Below are 20,762 nucleotides of genomic sequence, written 5' to 3' on the forward strand. Positions count from 1 at the left end.
GCCTCCTGCATCTTTAGTTTGGATTGTTAAGCATGCTCAATCGTGTAGAGGCCTACATTGATTGCCCCTTCTTCAAAACCACCTTCGCAATAGCAAAGGTAATATTCCCAGAGTTTACGGAACCGATCATCAAAGCCGAGCTGTTCGATTGCCGGCCAATTAGAGATAAAGCGCTGACGCCATTCGGCGAGGGTAAGCGCATATGAACGGCCAAAATGCTCAATTTCTTTTAAAGCCAGACCGGCTTTCGACAGATCGCGTTCAAGCACCTTATCCGATGGCAGAAAGCCACCCGGAAAAATGAACTTCTGTATAAAATCAGCCTTGCGGCGATAGTTTTCGTAGCGCGCATCTTCAATCGAAATGATCTGCAAAACCGCACGACCACCCGGCTTGAGACAGCGTTTCAGCGTCGCAAAATATTCCGGCCAATAAGCTTCGCCGACTGCCTCAAACATTTCAATGGAAACGATGCGGTCGAATTGTCCCTCGACATCGCGATAGTCCTGCAGACGCAGATCAACTGCCTCAACCTGTCCGGCATCAGAAACAACCTTATTTGCCCAGGCAAGCTGCGATGGCGATAAGGTAATTCCCGTCACATGTGCATCGCCCTCTGCCGCCAGAAATGCTGCCAGAGCACCCCAGCCACAACCGATCTCAAGGATTTTTTCGCCGCGTTCAAGCGCCAGTTTGTCGGCTATGAACTGCAACTTATACTCCTGCGCATTTTCAAGGCTATGCGTCTTCTCATTCCAGATTGCGCATGAATAAAGCATCGTCTGATCGAGCCACCGGCGATAGAAATCATTGCCGAGATCATAATGGGCTTCGATGTTTTTACGGCTGCCACGCCGTGTATTGGCATTGAGAAAATGGCCCATGCGATGAACAAGGCGCATGAAGCGTGATCCACGCAATGTGGATAGCAGAGTATCGCGATTACGTGCTGCGAAACGAATGACTGAGGTTAAATCGGGCGTTGTCCAGTCGCCTTCAATATAGGCTTGTGCAAAGCCAATATCACCGCCCATCACCATACGCCGCACAGAACGCCAGTTATTGAGAATGATTTTCGCGTCTGCCCCTGGCAAGCTGCCCTGAGCAACAAGCGACTTTCCCGAAGGCAGCACGATTACCAGCCGCCCATAGCGCACCTGATTAAGCAACCGGCGCAAAAGACGAGCCGAAGGTGTCCAGGTTGAACGGCCTAAAGAAACGGATGTGGGAAGAGAAGAAGTCTCATCAAGCTGGCTCATGCGGCCTCGTTCCTCTGCTGGGACGTCTGACGACGAATATGTGTGATTGGGTCTTGTGGCGATATTTGCACTTGCGAAGCTTGATACCCTTCCGCCAGAGTTTCAACGCTTCCCAATGGATACCGCCAACCACACGTAAGGTCAGAAACGGGATCGCAAAGAAAGCACGCAGCAAGGCGGCATCGCTGAGTTCTACCCGGCGAGCCAGATGGCGCGCCGTCAGAAGCAAACCTTCATCATCAAAGCTGTTGATAAGAATTGTTAACGTGTCAGACGGAGGCGACACTTCAAACTCGTAGCGCAGCTTCATATCCATGAATGGCGACACGTAAAAGGCCTTGTCACAGCTTTGTACGATACGACCATTCTGGGTGGCCTCGACTGGGATCATATATCCGTGGCGCTGATGAAACGCATTGTCGACTTCCCAAAGGATAGCGACGAGTTCCTCTCTGCGATTATAGCAAAAGAACTCCGTCAGCGAATTAAAGGCCCAGCCAAGAATGCGCGGCATCGTCAGAAGTCTGATTGCACCACCATCCGGTTCAATTCCAGCGCCGCGCATGGCGTCTTCCACCTGCGCACGGAGAGGCGTAGCAGAGCCATTGCCTCTGTCTTTCTCAAAAAATGAAAACAGATTGAAGCTGTTGACCGAAAACGCTTTCAATTTCTTATCAAGGGCTTGCAACTCATCCAGATCAAGCAGCAGCGAATAAATCTTATAGGCAAGCTTATGCACTTTTGGCCGTGAACGCGCATGCGTTACATGCCCCGGGAAAAGTGCTGACTGGAAGGCTTTCGTCATGCCAGCATCCTTTCTCTAATGGCTATCGGCTGACGAACGATGCGCGCACTCTCCTGCTCCACCTGCCACGGACGGCGCAAGCCACCAAGATCTTCGGCAACGGCCAGACCTGCCTGCAAACCATCCTCGTGAAAACCGGAACCAAAATGCGCACCGCAGAACCATGTGCGACGCTGCCCCTGCAACGACCAGATTTCCTTTTGCGCGCGATCGGTTGCCATGTCGAAAATCGGATGCTCGTAGATTTCGCGACGTATCACCAGTTCCTCACGCGGAGCGCGACATGGATTAAGCGTAACGAAAGTATCGGGCGCATGGCCCAGCGCCTGCAAACGGTTCATCCAATAGGTGATCGACGGCTGGGAGGGCCCTGTTTTTGCGTTCGTCAGATAGTTCCAGCTTGACCATGCAGCACGGCGTTTTGGCATGAGCGAAGCATCGTTATGCAGTACCGCCTCGTTGCACGAACATTGAAACGCACCGAGAATACGACTTTCATCGGCACTTGGATCTGCGAGCATGCGCAAGGCCTGATCAGCATGGGTGGCAATCACCACGTCATCAAAGGTGTAAGAGACACCTTTTGCATCGATCAGTTCGACGGCATTTTCGGAACGCCTAACCGACGTGATCGGTGTCGAAAGCCTGATCCTGTCTGCATAGGGTTTTGTAATACGTTTCACATATTCACGGCTGCCACCAGCAACAGTCCGCCAGATCGGCCTGTCACGCAAAGCAAGCAGGCCGTGATTGCAGCAAAACCGGACAAAGCTTGCAGCCGGATAACGCCCGACTTCCATCGCGGGCGTAGACCAGATCGCCGCGGCCATCGGATAAAGATGATCTTCCCGAAAAGCCCGGCCATAACAATTTTTCACCAGATAATCATCAAGCGAGATGCCGTCCATCATCGATAAGTCTTTGGGCGCATTGCGATAAAATCGCAAAAGGTCGCGGATCATTGACCAGAAGCGTGGGCTGACAAGATTGGACTTTTGAGCAAATAATCCAAGTCCGGTTCCGCCGGAATATTCATAGGCACCATTTCCGACCGAAACCGCAAAGGACATATTCGACGCGACTGTGGGAACTTCCAATGCACGAAACAGGGCCGTCAGGTTGGGATAGGTCACTTCATTATAGACAATAAAGCCGGTGTCCACGGCAACAGGTCCGACAGCGCTGTTAAATTCGACAGTGTTACTATGTCCGCCAATACGGTCGGAGGCTTCAAACATCGTAACATCATGGCGTTGCGACAACAACCAAGCAGCCGACAGCCCCGAAATACCGCTACCAATGATTGCGACTTTCAGACGTCTGGTGCTGCCCGGATTACTCGTGATGTCCATAAGTCTCTCTCCCAGCGGCATCTTTGCTGCATTTGACTGTCTTACGTTTTGCGAAAGCAATTGGTTCAATGAAGCAGCGAAGTTTTTTCATTTTTTTGAGCCTGTTAGGAAACCAAAAAGCAAAACCAAACGTATTGTATCAGGTAAAACAAACTCACGACCAAAGGTCCGCCATGCAAGCCGGTCTGCTTTTGATTGTTGCTATCAGTCTCTCTGCGATCATGACGTTTGCATGGGCACTGGAGCGGAAGACCGGGAAAAGCGGCTGGATCGATGCGATCTGGTCAATTTCCGTTGGCATAGGTTCGGTTATTGCCGTTGTTCTGGCCGACACACCATGGCAGCGGCGTTCTATAATTCTGATCCTGATCCTTGCATGGTCGCTACGTCTTGGGGTGCATATCGCCAACCGAAGTCTGTCGCATGGCGAAGACCCGCGTTATGCTAAGCTCATGAGAGAATGGGGAGCCGACGCTTCAAAGCGTCTGTTTTGGTTTCTGCAAATTCAGGCTTTGGCCGCATTTATTCTTGTCTCGTCAGTGTATCTTGCAGCCGTCAGCCGTCCTTTTTTCCCGCACTTCTTTGACCTTATTGCAGCTGCGATCATTGTGATCGCCATTGCTGGCGAAGGATTGTCAGACGCCCAACTGGCAAAATTTCGTAAAACCCCAGCCGCCAGAACCGAAATTTGCGAGACAGGCCTGTGGGCTTATTCGCGTCATCCCAATTATTTCTTTGAGTGGTTGTTCTGGTGCTCATGGCCGTTGATGGCAATCACCGCTTCACCATGGAGCTGGCTATCGCTTCTCGCCCCCATCCAGATGTACTGGCTGCTGGTTCATGTTTCGGGCATCCCACCACTTGAAGACCATATGCTGAAATCGCGCGGTGAAAAATTCCGCGCCTTGCAACGCCGCGTCAATGCGTTTTTTCCCGGCCCCAGGAAATTAGGAGTCTGAACATGGATATGCTGACCTATGCAATTAATGCGGCAGAGCGCGTTCCTCTGAGCGACACAATCACACTTGCGGGCATCGAGTATCTTTGCGGTCGCACCAAACGCCGACTAGCCGGAACACCTGAGCAAATTGAGCTCGATTTCCTCAAAACCATGAATGACTTTCCCGTTGCCACGAATACCGATGACGCCAACCGCCAGCATTACGAGTTGCCACCGCATTTCTTTGAACTCGCGCTGGGACCACAGCGCAAATATTCCTGCTGCTATTATCCCGACAATAACACCACGCTTGCACAAGCTGAAACATACGCATTGAGCGAAACCGTGCGTCACGCCGACCTTCGCGATGGTATGCATATTCTTGAACTTGGTTGCGGCTGGGGTTCGCTATCGCTTTATCTGGCCGGAAACTTTCCCGCCTCCCACATTGTTTCCGTTTCGAACTCCGCTCCGCAACGTGCTTACATCGAAGCACAGGCTGCGATGCGCGGCCTTAAAAACATCACTGTCATCACCGCCGATATGAACGACTTTTCAGTCGATCAGCGCTTCGACCGCGTTGTTTCCGTTGAAATGTTTGAACACATGTCAAACTGGAAATCGCTGTTTGAGCGAGTACGCGGATGGCTCAATCCTGATGGCAAGTTGTTCATCCATGTTTTCACCCATCGCGATCGCTCCTATCGCTTCAACCATGAAAACCCTGCCGACTGGATTGCGCATCACTTCTTCACTGGCGGTATCATGCCAGCCTTTGATCTGCCGCATCGCTTTGACGATATTTTCACCGTGGAACAGGATTGGCGATGGTCAGGCAGGCATTATAAAAAAACTGCGTTGGATTGGCTGAGCAATTTCGATAAATCGATTGATAAGATCAGACCTATTCTGCAACAGGTCTATGCGCAGGATGCCGGTCTTTGGGAGCGCCGTTGGCGACTGTTCTTCCTCGCAACTGCTGGATTGTTTGGTCACGAAAATGGCAATGTCTGGGGTGTTGGACACTACCTGTTACGGCCCGTTCGCTAAGGTAAGGCCAATAGGTCGAAAGTGGGTATAATAACTTAGACTGGTTTTACGACAGGACGCCAAGACATCCTCGAAGCTCGATTGGGTGATGAGCGCCTAATGGTATCTCGATCAGCAATTTCGGTTTGATAAACTAGTTCAGGAGCACGGGTCGCATCCAAGACAACATCAAGTGTTAGCCGTTCGGTGCACACTATCGCTGACCGGGTTGGCTATAGAGTATTAACTATGCGAAGTTGGTGCGCTCGATGTCCCGCAAGGCGTGTTTGCCAGAACGCTGCATGCGAAGGCTTCTCCGGCAGACTGGAAACGGAGCTCTGTTACTCTCGCGACTGGAAAAACACCACACTCAAACAAATTATCAAAGAAGTGGATTAAGAGGTCACTTAGCACTCAAAGAACAATCAAATATCGAAAAAGTCTTGGATTTGTGACGTAAAACCAATCCAAGTTATTATCCGGCCCCTCAGTGGATCAAGTTCAGCTGGAATTTAACAGCTAAAGCGCTCGTTGAGACGCGCAAGAGCGTCATTGGCGCGCTTACGGCGAAAACAAAACCTTGATGTAACCGGCGGAGATTTGTTGGCCCGTTTTTAATTTTGAGTGCCAGTTAAAAACATGCTCGCTTCTAAAAATTCTGACGACGATTTGTCCCCCTTCAAGTTTGATTATTGGCCCAACAACGGCCGTGGTGGATGACTTTCCCAAAGTGGCTTAAAGACCGTTATTCCGTCAAATGCCAACTGAAAAACCTTACCGCTTGCGATTTTTATGCTTATACAGATGGCTATCGCATTAAGAGCATGTTCAATAGGCTAAAGTAATTTCGTCGTATTACCACTCGTAACGATACAAAAAAGATCATTGCAATCCCTCGTCGCTATAGCAACTGTCAAATTATGGCGGCCATACTTTGGCAACATGACCTAAGTTACCTTGAAAAGGTTACCCCCTAATTGCCGTTCAATTTCGCTGATAGCTACTTGTGCACGTACAGAATTGCCCGCCTCATCCAATGGCGGTGAAAATGCAGCGATTGCCATTTTTCCGGGGATGACAGCGACAAGTCCGCCGCCGACACCACTCTTTGCAGGCAAGCCAACTGAATATGCCCAATCGCCCGAGGAGGTGTATAAACCTTCCATCATCATCTCGGCGAGCAATGGTGCAACATGCTCCTTTTTAATAATACGCTTTTGGGTGATGGGATTTATACCACCGGCTGCAAGTGTTGCGCCCATGGTGGCGAGATCGACGCAATCGACGAGTGTAGAGCATTGTCTTGTATAGACATCGACTGCCCGCATTGGGTCGCTATAGCAGGTTCCTGCACTGTATAGCAGCCAGCCAATCGCCCGATTGTGAAAATTTGTATCCTGTTCGGATTTATTGACCTCGTCACTGAGCTGAATTTCTCGTCCGGCAAACTGGCTTTGCATATCGAGAATATTCGACCAGCATTGCTCTGCATCATCGCCTGGAACAAGACTTGCAGCAGCTATCGCCCCTGCGTTTACAAGTGGCGAAAGCGGCTTTCCCTCATGTAATTCCAGTGCTTGTACAGAATTAAACGGCATACCCGTAGGGCTATCGCCTAGCTTTTCCTTGACCGCCTTTGGACCGATTTTTTCCATGACAAGAGCAAGTGTAAAAACTTTGGAAATGGATTCGAGTGCGAATTTATAATCAGTATCACCCTGTTTGAAGACTTGGCCATCTGCAGTCACGATAGCGACACCAATTAGTTCACTGGGAACTTTGGCCAGAAAAGGAATATAATCAGCGTTGTTTCCACCAGATGTCTGCTTGGCAATTTTGTAAGCAGCAATAACGTTATCTTGAAGATTTAATGACAAATTATATCCCCCCCCAATTACATGCTCAGATTTAGGACTTAAACTATGCATAATGAATCAGTGGTGACAATAGCAAATATAATGATTAGCTATTCAATTAACTAATCTGATATTTTTTACTTAACTTAGGTTGACATAACGAGCGTACATGAGCGACGAATTAAAATGTAATACATATGGGTAACCATTGAATGGAGGGCTATGTATGACTAAAAAATCTATTTCTGCAAAATACAACGGCTTGGACGATGTATATGCATCATTAGAATTATCCGCTTCTTTGCCTAAGACAAAATTTCCAAAAGAAGAGCGCGATCCACGCAATGTGTTTGCTGCTGTGCGTGACGAGTTGATGCTGGACGGTAATTCGCGTCAGAATCTCGCAACGTTCTGTCAGACATGGGTCGATGAGAAAATTCGCGAGCTGATGGATTTGTCGATCGATAAAAATATGATCGACAAAGACGAATATCCGCAGACAGCAGAGATTGAAGCGCGTTGCGTGCATATGATCGCCGATCTGTGGAATTCACCGGATGCTGAGAATACGCTCGGTTGTTCCACAACCGGTTCATCAGAAGCGGCAATGCTGGGCGGACTGGCGCTCAAGTGGCAATGGCGTAAGAAGCGCGCCGCGGCGGGCCTATCGACGGATAAGCCAAACCTGATTTGTGGCCCTGTACAGATTTGCTGGCATAAATTTGCCCGCTATTTCGATGTCGAGTTGCGAGAAATTCCGCTTGAGGGCGACCGCCTGATCATGAGCCCGGAAGAAGTGCTCAAGCGTGTCGATGAAAACACGATCGGCGTGGTACCCACTATGGGGGTGACCTTCACCTGCCAATACGAGCCGGTCAAGGCTGTTCATGACGCTTTGGATAGGCTCCAGAAAGAAACTGGACTGGACATTCCTATCCATGTGGATGGTGCCAGTGGCGGTTTCTTGGCACCTTTCTGTGCGCCTGATATCGAATGGGATTTCCGTCTGCCGCGTGTAAAATCGATCAACACATCTGGCCATAAATTTGGTCTGGCACCTTTGGGTGCCGGCTGGGTTGTGTGGCGCGAAGCGTCTGATCTGCCGGAGGAGCTTATATTCAACGTGAACTATCTGGGCGGAAATATGCCGACTTTCGCGTTGAATTTCTCGCGTCCTGGGGGGCAGATCATAGCGCAATATTATAATTTCCTGCGTCTCGGGCATGAAGGCTATGCGAAGATTCACAATGCCTGTTATGAAACGGCGCAATATCTGTCAGACGAGATCGCAAAGCTCGGACCATTTGAGGTGATCTTTGATGGTGACAGTCAGAAAGGCATTCCTGCGCTGGCATGGAAGCTGAAAGAGGGCCAGACAATCGGTGGCTACACACTCTATGATGTGGCCGATCGTTTGCGCAGCCGTGGTTGGCAGGTACCTGCCTATTCAATGCCAGCAGATCGCGAGGACCTTGTGGTACAACGCATTCTGGTGCGGCACGGCGTCAGCCGTGATTTGGGTAGCCTTCTGATCGACGATCTTAAGCGCAGTCTTGATTACTTCGAAAAACATCCAGTCAGCAAACCACTAACCGAAGACGAGGCTGGTGGATTCAGCCACACTTAACTTTCTCTACATTCATTTGATTATTCGCAACTTACTCACGAGATTGGTGCTCAATCGATCTCGTGATCATCTCTTTACAGAGGGGACTTACTATGGCGAATACCAAAGCCGCTATTCCGGCTAAACAGCTATCGATGATTGGCTTTTTTGCCATTACCGCTTCCATGGTGATGGCGGTTTATGAATATCCAACCTTTGCAACATCAGGTTTTAGTCTGGTTTTCTTCCTACTGCTTGGTGGAATTTTATGGTTTATTCCGGTCGGTCTTTGTGCTGCTGAAATGGCAACGGTTGAAGGCTGGGAAGAGGGTGGTGTATTCGCCTGGGTTTCAAACACGCTTGGCGAGCGATGGGGCTTTGCAGCAATCTCATTTTGTTATCTTGAAATTGCCATCGGGTTTCTTCCGATGCTTTACTTCGTGCTTGGTGCCCTCTCCTATATCCTAAGTTGGCCAGCTTTGAATGCCGATCCAATCACCAAAACTATCGCCGCTTTGGTTATTCTTTGGGCGCTAGCTTTTACCCAGTTGGGTGGCACAAAATATACCGCGATTATCGCCAAAGTGGGCTTCTTCGCTGGTATTTTGTTGCCAGCGTTAATCCTAGCTGCCCTGGCTATCGCTTATCTGTCGAGCGGTGCGCCTTTACAGATAGAAATGTCAGCGCAGACATTCTTCCCTGACTTCACACAGATCGGCACACTTGTTGTCTTTGTTGCCTTCATTCTCAGCTATATGGGTGTTGAAGCGTCTGCGACACACGTTAATGAAATGGAGAATCCGGGACGTGATTATCCGATAGCGATGATACTGCTTATGATCGCAGCGATCGTGCTAAGCTCAATTGGCGGTCTCTCGGTTGCTGCAACCATTCCGTCTAACGAGATCAACCTGTCTTCGGGCGTGGTACAGACTTTCAGCGCACTGGTAGCACATTTTGGCCCCGGTTTCGAATGGACTGTTCGCATCATTGCAGCACTGCTTCTGCTTGGTGTTCTCGCCGAGATTGCAGCATGGATTGTAGGACCGTCGCGGGGTATGTTGGTTACAGCTCAGAAGGGAATTCTTCCAACAACGTTTGCAAAGGTTAACAAGAATGGCGTGCCGGTCGCACTCGTTGTAGCACAGCTAATTTTGACATCGATTGCGATTATTGTTCTGACAAATACCGGTGGTGGCAGTAATATGTCGTTTCTGATTGCTCTCGCTCTTACGGTGGTAATCTATCTTTGTACATACTTCTTGCTATTCCTTGGCTATATCCATCTCGTTCGGAAGCAGCCGGAACTAAAGCGTACATTCCGCGTACCTGGTAGTAACGGCTTCAAGATAGGTGTTGCAGTCGTCGGCTTCCTTGTTTCGATCATGGCATTTTTCGTTTCGTTTTACCCACCGACATCCATCGGAGGGGAAACGGCTGATGAGACCTATGTGACGCTACTCGTTGTTTGCTTCCTTGTTGTTCTGGCGATCCCGTTCATCGTCTACGCTCTGCACGATAAGCGCGGCAAGAAGACCAACGTCACTTTGGTGCCAATCAAGCTTCACAATGCACCGGAAGGGCATTTTTTCATGCATCCGCGTGCCCGCTCGCCGCATCATGTCATTGTTGATGATACGACATTGCAACGCACGAAGTCTGGCCTCTAGAAAGGCCCTCAACAAAGATCAGGGCGTTTTTCATCTTGCCTATACGAAAACGCCCTTTCTACTTTCCCCCTTGTTCTCGTCTCAGAAAGCAAATTGTAATGATCAATTCTACGAAGAAGCCGAGTAATACCCCTTCCATTCTAGGTAGATCTTTGGCTACTCCGGCAATGCGGTCCGATCAGTGGCTAACTATCCTTTCGGAAGGACGATTTTGGGTTAACGGCGATGATAGCCGGACCGAAACAATCCGTCAGGTTCTTGACGGGCTTGAAACCATCGAGCGTTTCTTTGCTTACCCAGGCAGCTCAGTCCTGAGCAAACTGCATGCACGTTTGAACGATGGCGATGCACGAGGGTTCCTACGCGCGGCGCAGAACATCTCTACAAGCATTATTTCGCAGAAATACATGGCCGACATTTCGGCGTGGGAAAATTGGGACGCTGATGATAGCCAGCCAGCTGACCGGCTGCCGCAGGCGATCAATCACATCGAAAGAAAGCCTTATTTTGAAGTGCTTTCCGTTGTTCCGCACATGACATCGCGCTGGCAGCATATTGCGCGCGAAGCGCGCTCCATTCGTCGCCCTGAAGATGAGTTCATCTATGAGACAGTTGTCTCTGGAAATGCAGAAGATGCCCTGACAGCTATTCTGGTGAATCCTTCAATCGCGTCGGTTGTTCTCTATGAGGGCTTTTCGGCTAAGGCTGCAGAGATAAACCCGCTGATTACCGCGATTTCCGAAGTCATTGATCTGGCTGAAATCAAAGATGATAGCCGTCTGGCCCTTCGGACGGCACAAGCTATCAAGAAGATTCGCCCTGAGCTCGACGTTTATCTCCTCAGTGACCGCGAGATCGAACATCTGGCAGGCGATCCGGATAATCAGATATTCAGCCGATTATTCTATCAGGTCGAAGAACCGCTTGAACTGCATCTTTCGATCCTCGAAGGCGTACACAAACGTTATCACACGCCATTCTTCGATAATCTTAAACATTATGCAGCAAGACCAATTGCAACTTTTCACGCACTGCCTATCGCGCGCGGCAAAGCTGTATTCAAGTCGAACTGGATACGGGATATGGGCGAGTTTTACGGCCCAAACTTGTTTCTTGCAGAAAGCTCGGCCACGACGGGCGGTCTTGACAGCCTGCTTGAGCCGACAGGCAACATCAAGGAAGCACAGGAATTAGCCGCCCGTGCTTTCGGAGCAGAGCATGTCTTCTTCGTCACTAATGGCACATCGACAAGCAACAAGATGGTGCTTCAGGCGCTGCTCGCGCCGGGCGATATCGTTATCATCGACCGAAACTGCCATAAGTCGCATCATTATGGCTGCGTTCTCGCCGGTGCTGAACCCTATTATGTCGAAGCATTCCCGCTGACCGAATATTCGATGTATGGCGCCGTCTCCATAAACACCATCAAGTCGGCTCTTCTCACACTTCGCGCTGCGGATCAGCTCGACCGCGTGAAGATGATCGACCTCACCAACTGCACCTTTGACGGCCATGTTTACAACACGCGGCGCGTTATGGAAGAATGTCTGGCTATCAAGCCCGATCTTGTTTTCCTGTGGGATGAAGCATGGTTTGGTTTTGCTCACTGGTCGCCATTCCTGCGTCAAAGAACAGCCATGGGGGCAGCGCGGACACTGGAAGATTACCTCTCCACACCAGATGCCAAAAAGGCATGGCAGGAACAGCAGAAAGCGCTTGGCGAAAACCCATCCGATGACGTGCTGCTTGCAACACGTCTGATCCCAGATCCGGATGTGGTCAGACTGCGGGTGTATCAGACCAATTCCATTCACAAATCCATGTCGGCGCTGCGTCAGGGATCGGTGGTACTGGTTCGCGATATCGAATTCAGTAAAGTGGAAGCACAGTTCCACGAAGCCGTGTTCACCCACGCCTCGACAAGCCCAAACCTGCAAATCATCGCAAGTCTTGATGTGGCACGCCGCCAGATGGAACTTGAAGGTTATGGCCTTGTGTCAAATGCGCTTCAGATCGCGCTGGAGATTCGCAAACAGATCAACAGCCATCCGATTATTTCTAAATATTTCCGCGTCCTCAACAATGCAGAAATGGTTCCGGCTGAATATCGTGAATCGAGCCTCACGGACTTCAACGATAGCTCGCTGACGTGGACTGATGCGGTCAAAGCGGTTCGTGACGATGAGTTTCTGCTTGATCCGAGCCGTATGACGCTGACCTGTGGTCAGGCTGGCTTTGATGGCACCAGCTTCAAAAACATTCTGGCTGACCGCTTCAATATTCAGGTCAACAAAACATCGCGCAACAGCATTCTGCTACAGTCCAATATCAACAATTCACGCAGCGACGTGGCTCTGCTGGTTCGTGTGCTGCTCGAAATTTCGCAGGAAATCGAAGAAAGCCTGAAGGAAGGCGGAGAGGCACGCATTCAAAGCTTTGCGGAAAAGGTGCGGACGCTCGTTGAGGATGTGCCGAACCTGCCGAACTTCAGCCGTTTCGACGACTGTTATCGGGGCGATCCGAAAGCTGCGACATTGAACGGTGATATTCGCGGCGCGTTCTACGATGCCTATAAGAGCGAACAGTGTGAATTTGTTCCTTTGAATGGTGCAGCCGTGGATGAACGGCTTGAGAAAGGTCCGACACTGGTTTCGGCTAACTTTGTCATTCCATACCCACCGGGCTTCCCGATCATGGTTCCTGGTCAGGTCATCACGCGTGAAATCATCGAGTTCATGCGCAAACTCGATGTGAAGGAAATTCACGGCTATGACAAAGCGGCCGGTCTGAAGGTCCTCAAGCGCGACGCATAAGCTAATACTTTCTCGGAAGCATCTGCCCTCATCAAAGGGCAGATGCTTTTGTTCACGCAATATCGGAAAGAAACAAAATGCACTTGTTTGAATGGATAAGTGATGTCCTGCGGTCTGCACCGGAGCTGGCGATCTTTCTCGCACTGGCAATCGGGTTCTGGGTCGGTGCTCTGAAATTTGGTAAAATCAGCCTTGGTTCTGTCACCGGAACCTTGCTTGTCGGCGTTTTGATCGGGCAGCTGGGCATTGAAATATCGCCACAGATCAAATCGATCTTCTTCATCATGTTCCTTTTTGCGGTTGGTTTCGGCGTTGGGCCACAATTCGTGCGCGGCATTGCAAGCGATGGGCTGCCACAAGCACTTTTTGCAGTGGTAATTTCCTGTCTTTGTCTGGGTTCGGTCTATATTGCGGCCGTCATTGCAGGCTATGGTCCCGGCTCATCCATTGGCCTTCTCGCAGGCTCGCAGACCATTTCCGCTTCTATTGGCATGGCGACAGATGCACTCAACAGAAGTGGTCTCAGCCCAACTGAAATCACACAGCAACTCAATGCCATCCCTGTTGCCTATGCCGTCACCTACCTGTTCGGCACCATAGGAACAGGTCTTATCATTGCCTTTCTCGGACCAAAGCTGCTTCGGATCAACCTCGAAGAAGAATGCCAGCGTTATGAACGTGAAATGTCTGCCGGTGCGCCTGAAGGTGGCATTGAAACGGCATGGCATCAATATATTGTCCGTTCCTTCCGCCTCACGGTTCCGGGGATCATTGCCGGAAAAACCGTTGGTCAGGCCGAGCAGATGGCGGGTGCCCGTATCTTTCTGGAGCGGTTGCGCCGCGACGGCAAGGTGATCTCCTTTGATGATGATACCTTGCTTGAAGTCGGCGATATCGTTGCGGTTTCAGGTCCGCATGATGCGATAGTGGAATGGTCAAACCGGGCACAGGAAGTCGCGGACCGCGAATTGCTGGACATTCCGATTGAAACCATGGATGTGGTCGTGACAAATAAACGGCTGCATGGTCGCACACTGATTAAACTGTCGCATGAGTCTTTTGCGCGCGGCGTTTATATCAATCGAATCAGACGCGGTTCGATGAATGTTGACGTGCCCGTTCAAGCCCAGAGCAAAGTCTATCGAGGTGATATTGTCAGCCTGACAGGTAGCCAGAAACACATCGAAGCGCTTATTGCCGAGATTGGCTATGCAGACAGACCAACCAGCACGACCGATATGGTTCTGGTCGGCTCCGGTATTGTCCTTGGTGGTTTACTGGGATCGATTGTAGTGCCAGTGGGCGGCGTTCCAATCACATTGTCAACCTCCGGCGGCGCCCTAATCGCAGGTCTGATCTTCGGCTGGTTGCGCAGTTTCACTCCCAAGATGGGCAATGTTCCGACCGCAACAGTGTGGTTCATGAACACTGTGGGCCTTAATATCTTTATCGCTGTTGTCGGTATATCAGCAGGCCCGACATTTATCTCGGGTCTTAAAGAAGTGGGCTTTGAAATGTTTCTGTGGGGCCTGTTTGCGACATCGGTGCCGATGCTGCTTGCGCCGTTAATAGGTAAATATATTTTCCGCTTTGATCCGGCGATCAATCTCGGCTGTTGTGGTGGTGCGCGTACAAGTACTGCTTCTGCGGCCATGGTTTCGGAAGCCGCAAAAAGCAATGTGCCAATGCTTGGCTACACAGTGCCTTATGCGATCAGCAATACTCTATTGACGCTGTGGGGACTGGTAGTTGTGTTGCTAACGCTTTGAGACGAGCAACGTTAATGAGTGATATGTGAAATCTCAGTTGGGCGCACTTGGGATGGTTTGTTGCTATTTTGGTACCCACCACTAAGTGCGCATCACTTACAATATGATTGATCAATGCCATCAATCGTTTCGCGCAGATAATTGCAAATATTGAAGCAATACGTGACCCTTAGACAATAAACTTGAAACGAAACATACAGGATGACATTAGCGATTCAGCTTTTCACTCTTTTTGGCCACTGAGAGCGTTTGCGGCAGGTGCTTTCCAAAAACACTGACCTGACGCAGTTAAGCAAGGCGCGGTTATATGCGGTAAGCGGGGCAGATTTGGTGGGATGTTTCTGATTTAGAGTTTGATTCAAGAACATAAGGATTGGCATCAAACTAGATATGCAGCGATGTCCTCGTCTCCAATTAACCAGTCATAAATACTGGCAATACATGGATATTAGCGAGATCTAAATCGTGTGCTTGAAGTTGCTTTCCAATAGATGTCACGCCATTTAATCCTTGTGATACAATATGACGCTGCTCAATATTGAACAGCATCATAATTCCAATCACCAATCAGAATGCACGCTGGAAACGTAGTTTCAAACCAAACGCATCCTGTCCATCAAGTGCGATACGCTTATTGTTCCACTGAACATAGGTAATTTCAGGTGTGATGTTGAAGCCAGGCACCAATGAATAGCTGACATTGCCAGTTGCCATCAGGGTTTCACTGGCATCATAGCCAACTTGCAGATTGAGTTTGGCTTTTTTAGTTGCCTGATAGGCAAGACCGGCCCACAAAGCCCAATCGCCACCCCATGTACCGTAGAAGCTATCTACCATACGATAGACTTCGCCATTGGCATTCGCCTCGTAAAGGTCGTCATTGGACTTATAAGCGAACTGCGACCAGACTGAGAACTTATCGCTCACCTTGAGATCAACCTTGACCTTCCCCGCCCATTTTTCATTGCGCGCGTCATAGGCCGCAACACCTGCAATGCTGCCCCATGACTGAGCATATTTCAGACCACCCACCACATGCGGCATATAGTCGTCGATGGTAACATCCACGTCCGCATCTGTATTTCCGCCCTGTTCAAGCGACAAGGTAGCCGAGAAGCCCTCCTTGTTTTTGTAGGTATAGCTGATGAGGTTCGTACGATAACCGCCAGCCAGAATGACGTCATCATTGAGCACATTGCCCAGATAATCGGTGAAAGTTACGAAAGCCGACTGGTCGAGACCAACGCGCAGACCGCCCAACTCAATAAAGCCGAGACGCAGGGAGCCAGACGATGAAGAGTCTGCACCATTATACCACTGATAACGTGTTTCAGTGACTGTCTTGAGTGTACCGAGTTCGGTTTCGGTTCCGGTAAATGAGCGGAAGGTGAAGCGGGTCAGCTGCGCATAAGTATCCATATCCCGGGTACTCGTTACGCGCGCATAAGCATTATCGCCACCGCTGACATCATAACGCACATAACCAGCAAAACGCAGGCAGGTTTCGGTTCCGGGAATATAGAAATAGCCCTTGCCATAGGCATCGCAAACGCGAACATATTCAACAGCTTCAGGCTCGGGTGCAACAATGGTATCGGCAGCCGATGCAACTTGCAACATTGCCAGAACAGCGACCGATGCAGCTAGAATTTTCTTCATTTGAGTAGGTGTCCCCTTTGATTTTAGGCAATAGGAGTTTTTCGGCGGAAAGAGACTTTCCGTCGTGCTGAGAACAGACTGCCGGAACTCGCTGAAACCGGCGGCCTGCTATGACTGTGAATGCTGTATTACGTGCCTGATATCGACAAAGCGCCCCGCCCCGTCATCAACTCAAATCCCCCATCTGGATTTTATTGCAAAATTCCTTAAATCTGGAACAGGTCAAGGTGAAATGATGCAGCAATTACAAGGTTTTATAGAGAGCTGCACACGCCCAAACAGGCACATGGCACTCTATAGCTTGCAGTGACGCGCCATCATTTCGGCAACGTCTTCCCGACCCTCTTCGCGCAGTTTTTTGATCGCAGCACTCATATCTGCCGACCGTTCGTCCTGCCCGAGCTTGAACTTGATTTCCATCTTCTCAATCGGCATTTCGTAGCCGACGATATTGGGCAGGCGCCGCTCCAGACCACCGGGGCCGAGTTCCTTCATCTGCCAAGGCTTGTCACGACCCTTTTCCATATGCTTGACGAGCTCGTGGAGATGTTTGGCGGTCGCTGCTTCCGACAGAATTTTGGGCGTGCCATGGATATGTGCAACCATAAAGCTCCAAGTCGGTGCGCTGTCCCTTTCCGGATAACCCGGATACCATGACGATGATACATAATGACCAGCATCCATCAGGATTGCGATTGATGGCAGGCCGCGTTTCAGAAACTCAACATGATCGTTGGATGCAGCAACATGCGAGACCAGCATGCCGTTTTCGCCGCGTGTCGGATCCATCATGAAGACGGGGTGCGATATAGCAACGCCTCCCTCATGGCTGGTGATCAAAGTACCAAGCACGGTTCTATCAACGAGATCGAAAACCTCGGTCGTATCGGACGGCTGGAAATAGGGCTTTGTATAGAGCATCGCTTGTCTCTTGATTTCAGGCGTGAATAGCGGGCAGTCGATCAGACCATGGACACATGGCTTCCAACTGACCTGCAAGTTCGAATAGCAGATTTTCGGCCCCATAAGGAGCTATGAACTGGCTGCCGATTGGCAAACCATCAGACGTTTCGTGAAGTGGGACACTCATCGCAGGCAAGCCAGCAGCGTTGACCGGATGGGTGAAGGTTGTCAGCTCCAGAAACTGCCGGGCAAACCCTTTCCAGTCGGGTGAGCGCACGTCGAGCATCCCAAGCGGAAATGATCCAACCGGCATGACCGGGCTTAACACCACATCGCATTCTTCAAACAGACGACCAAAACTGCGCGCCGTACTGTTTGCGGTCAAACGCGCTTGAATAACCTCTGTCGCAGCCAAGCCATCGCCGTAAGCGGCCAATCCCAGATTTGAAGGCTCAAAATAGAGGTCATTGGCAAGCTTTGCCATTGTCGCGGCAACATCGGCCACTTCAATTGCGGTGTAAACGGCGATCAGTTTTTGTACGGCACCCGCAAGCTCAACGCCGTCAAAATCAGGCTTCACCCGAACAACGTTATGTCCGAGCCGTTCGCATAACGCAATCGTCGCCTCAAGTGCTGCGATTGTCTCCTCGTCCAGATCGTGACGAAGATCAGACTCCTGCCAGACACCGATACGAAGTTTCCGCGGCGCCATTCTGACACTGTTTACGAACAAGTCCGTCTTGGCCGGGGCTGCGTAAAGCGAACCCGGTTCAAGCGCATCTGTCAGATCAAGCATCATTGCGGAATCGCGAACCGAGCGCGTCAATACATGATGACTGACCATTCCGCCCCAGTTTTCTGTCGAAACCGGACCGCATGGGACACGCCCACGCGACGGACGCAGCCCGAAAAGCCCGCCACAAGATGCGGGGATACGGATCGAGCCTGCTCCGTCATTGCCATAGGCCACAGGCACCATGTGCGCGGCAACGGCAGCTGCCGCACCGCCGGAAGAACCGCCAATGCTGCGGGTCACATCCCAGGGATTGAGTGCCGGACCATGCAGCGAGGATTCCGTTGCGATATTGCAGGAAAACTCCGGCAAATTGGTTTTACCCACCACCACCAGACCAGCTGACTTGTAGCGTTTGACGAGTTCATGATCGCGCTGCGAGATATTTCCCTCTGCCGCACGACATCCAAAAGACATTGCTGCACCGGCATAGGAAGGGCAATCATCCTTCAACAAAACCGGAACACCGCTGAGCGGGCCCTCTGGCAGCGATTTAAGCTGTTCTTCCGCTTGATCGCGCATCTCGTGGATCACAGCATTCAGCTTAGGATTGCATCGATCAATCGCTGCAAATGCCTCATGAACAGCCTCATGCGGCGACAGAATTTTTGCGTGAATGGCCTCTCCCAGACCGACGGCGTCGGTCCGGGTGTAGTCAAAGGATGTAGACGTCATGGGGTTATCCCAATGCTAAGCTCGCGAAGCGGAGCGTTTTACTGTTCCTTGCTGATCGTCCAGAAGCGAAGCGTATCACCAGCCCAGCCCTTGAAATCGTTTACTTTTGGACCGGCAGCTGTGATCGATGGCAAGTTTACGAGACCAAGAATCGGAACCTGCTCACCCATCAGCGTGTTAAGTTCGTTGAAGAGCTTCTTGCGTTCTTCGACGTCGCTTTTCGCAGAAACTTGGCTGAGAAGGTCTTCCGCCTTGGCGTCGTCCCACTGGCGCGCGGCATCAGCCTTCTTGTCACCGATCATCGACTGGAAAGACAACAGCGGATCAAGGCGGGCTGAATAAGCGAAAACAGCAAGTTCATAAGCGCCACGACGATACTGATCGAGCTGGGTCGCCCAGTCGCGCACTTCGAGCTGCGCATTGATGCCGGAGGCTGCAAGGAATGCCTGAACAATCGTGGCAACCTGCACGCGGTTCTGGCGGTTGGCGACCAGAAGGCTGATCGGTTCGCCCTTATATCCTGCCTTGGTCAGCAACTCCTGCGCTTTGGCTGGATCGTATGCAGGCCAGGCAGACGCCTGATTATCCGAATAGATGGTGTTTGGTGCAATGACCGACGGGTTTGGCGCATAAATGCCCTCACCGATCGCCGTTGCCAGCTGTTTAAGATCGATGGCGTGAGCAATCGCCTGACGCATCTGCGGATCTTTCAACTTATCGGAAGTGGACTGAATTTGAAGCACCATCCAGGAAGGCGTCTGCTGCACATTGACCTTCATGCCCTTCGCTTCCAGATCCTTGACACCAGTTGGCTCCACTTCATCGATGAAGTCGATCTCACCGGAAAGCAGGCCATTGGTGCGCGTGCTTGAATCCGGAACAGTCATGAACTGAATGGTCTTTACATGACCTTTCTTGTTACCCACCAAACCAGCGGCATCGCCGGGCAGCGCGACATAATCATCGAAACGGGTCAGGTCCAGATAGCGACCACGCTCCCATTTGGAAAAGGCATAGGGACCTGTACCAATCGGCTTTACAAATTTGCCATCTGCATCAACGGATTCCGGGCTCAATATCCATGGCGTACACTGGATGGTAGCCATGGTGATGACGAAGTTTGGCGCAGGTGCTGCAAAACTGAAGCGCACCGTGCTGTCATCGACGGCGTCGACCGACTTCAGTTCAGAGTCCACTTTTCCATTATAGCGATTGACACATTGAAAGGCTGTATTGGGCTTGAGATAACGCTCGAAATTCCAGACAATGTCCTTGGCGGTCAGGTCTTTGCCATTCTGGAACTTGACGCCTTTGCGCAACTTGAATTCATAAACCGTATGATCGGCATTCGAGGTCCAGCTCTCAGCCAGCATTGGCTTGATTGCGAGATCGTCGCCATAAGCGACCAGACCTTCGGCAATATGGGCAACAACCATATCGGCATTGGCATCGCGATTGACGCCCGGATTTATGCTCGCAACATCAGAGTGAATGGCGACGCGCAAGGTCTCATCGTCTGCAGCATGTGCCTGGAAGGATGTGGCGCTGAGACCAAGAAGCGCCATGCTGAGTGCAGAGCGGATTGAAATTGGATTGAACATTTTGGTTTCCCCTTTTTGTTTTTGATTTTGCG

14 protein-coding genes are annotated in these 20,762 nt (G+C 50.6%); 6 read left to right on the forward strand and 8 right to left on the reverse strand.

The features are described 5' to 3' along the window. Positions 1–26: 26 nt before the first annotated feature. From ACOZHT_RS19375 to ACOZHT_RS19385, 3 genes are read right to left on the reverse strand one after another with little or no spacing between them, the layout of a single operon-like run. The gene (locus ACOZHT_RS19375) at positions 27–1,259 is read right to left on the reverse strand and encodes a class I SAM-dependent methyltransferase (protein WP_421566299.1); all 1,233 of its coding nucleotides are present in this window, start codon (positions 1,257–1,259) and stop codon (positions 27–29) included. Further along, on the reverse strand, positions 1,246–2,064 hold the full coding sequence (locus tag ACOZHT_RS19380) for a DUF1365 domain-containing protein (protein ID WP_339514292.1): 819 nt from the start codon (positions 2,062–2,064) through the stop codon (positions 1,246–1,248). The genes ACOZHT_RS19375 and ACOZHT_RS19380 overlap by 14 nt, the downstream gene beginning before the upstream one ends. Then, positions 2,061–3,416, reverse strand: a complete 1,356-nt coding sequence (locus ACOZHT_RS19385; RefSeq protein ID WP_421566300.1) for an NAD(P)/FAD-dependent oxidoreductase — start codon at positions 3,414–3,416, stop codon at positions 2,061–2,063. The genes ACOZHT_RS19380 and ACOZHT_RS19385 overlap by 4 nt, the downstream gene beginning before the upstream one ends. A 173-nt stretch (positions 3,417–3,589) precedes the next feature. Here ACOZHT_RS19385 and ACOZHT_RS19390 point away from each other — a divergent pair, with 173 nt between their 5' ends. Both ACOZHT_RS19390 and ACOZHT_RS19395 read left to right on the forward strand, forming a co-directional pair. After that, a complete protein-coding gene (locus ACOZHT_RS19390) occupies positions 3,590–4,375 on the forward strand; it encodes a DUF1295 domain-containing protein (RefSeq protein WP_421566301.1) in 786 nt (261 codons plus the stop codon). A gap of 2 nt (positions 4,376–4,377) precedes the next feature. Continuing rightward, positions 4,378–5,406 carry an SAM-dependent methyltransferase gene (locus ACOZHT_RS19395; protein ID WP_421566302.1) on the forward strand — a complete coding sequence of 343 codons (1,029 nt, stop codon included), beginning with the start codon at positions 4,378–4,380 and terminating at the stop codon, positions 5,404–5,406. Between the two features lie 926 nt (positions 5,407–6,332). Here ACOZHT_RS19395 and glsA read toward each other — a convergent pair. Continuing rightward, entirely contained in the window at positions 6,333–7,262 is a 930-nt protein-coding gene (gene glsA, locus ACOZHT_RS19400; protein WP_339514287.1) for a glutaminase A, read from the reverse strand. 205 nt (positions 7,263–7,467) lie between these two features. On the opposite strand from glsA, the gene ACOZHT_RS19405 reads away from it, so the two are divergent. From ACOZHT_RS19405 to aspT, 4 genes are all read left to right on the forward strand, one after another. Continuing rightward, on the forward strand, positions 7,468–8,868 hold the full coding sequence (locus ACOZHT_RS19405; protein ID WP_421566303.1) for a glutamate decarboxylase: 1,401 nt from the start codon (positions 7,468–7,470) through the stop codon (positions 8,866–8,868). A 92-nt stretch (positions 8,869–8,960) separates the two neighbouring features. Continuing rightward, positions 8,961–10,517 carry a glutamate:gamma-aminobutyrate antiporter gene (gadC, locus tag ACOZHT_RS19410; RefSeq protein ID WP_339514283.1) on the forward strand — a complete coding sequence of 519 codons (1,557 nt, stop codon included), beginning with the start codon at positions 8,961–8,963 and terminating at the stop codon, positions 10,515–10,517. A 167-nt stretch (positions 10,518–10,684) separates the two neighbouring features. Beyond that, complete coding sequence (locus ACOZHT_RS19415; RefSeq protein WP_421566304.1) at positions 10,685–13,330, forward strand: aminotransferase class I/II-fold pyridoxal phosphate-dependent enzyme; 2,646 nt, start codon at positions 10,685–10,687, stop codon at positions 13,328–13,330. A gap of 77 nt (positions 13,331–13,407) precedes the next feature. Continuing rightward, the gene (gene aspT / locus ACOZHT_RS19420) at positions 13,408–15,099 is read left to right on the forward strand and encodes an aspartate-alanine antiporter (protein WP_421566305.1); all 1,692 of its coding nucleotides are present in this window, start codon (positions 13,408–13,410) and stop codon (positions 15,097–15,099) included. A gap of 567 nt (positions 15,100–15,666) precedes the next feature. Here aspT and ACOZHT_RS19425 read toward each other — a convergent pair. The 4 genes from ACOZHT_RS19425 to ACOZHT_RS19440 form a co-directional block, all read right to left on the reverse strand. After that, complete coding sequence (locus tag ACOZHT_RS19425) at positions 15,667–16,758, reverse strand: porin (RefSeq protein WP_339514279.1); 1,092 nt, start codon at positions 16,756–16,758, stop codon at positions 15,667–15,669. A gap of 294 nt (positions 16,759–17,052) precedes the next feature. Next, positions 17,053–17,679, reverse strand: a complete 627-nt coding sequence (locus tag ACOZHT_RS19430) for an FMN-binding negative transcriptional regulator (protein ID WP_339514277.1) — start codon at positions 17,677–17,679, stop codon at positions 17,053–17,055. A 16-nt stretch (positions 17,680–17,695) separates the two neighbouring features. Then, on the reverse strand, positions 17,696–19,129 hold the full coding sequence (locus ACOZHT_RS19435) for an amidase (protein ID WP_339514275.1): 1,434 nt from the start codon (positions 19,127–19,129) through the stop codon (positions 17,696–17,698). 38 nt (positions 19,130–19,167) lie between these two features. Next, complete coding sequence (locus ACOZHT_RS19440; RefSeq protein WP_421566306.1) at positions 19,168–20,730, reverse strand: ABC transporter substrate-binding protein; 1,563 nt, start codon at positions 20,728–20,730, stop codon at positions 19,168–19,170. Positions 20,731–20,762 lie beyond the last annotated feature (32 nt).

This window comes from Ochrobactrum sp. EDr1-4, assembly GCF_049199085.1.
Taxonomy (GTDB): Bacteria; Pseudomonadota; Alphaproteobacteria; order Rhizobiales; family Rhizobiaceae; genus Brucella.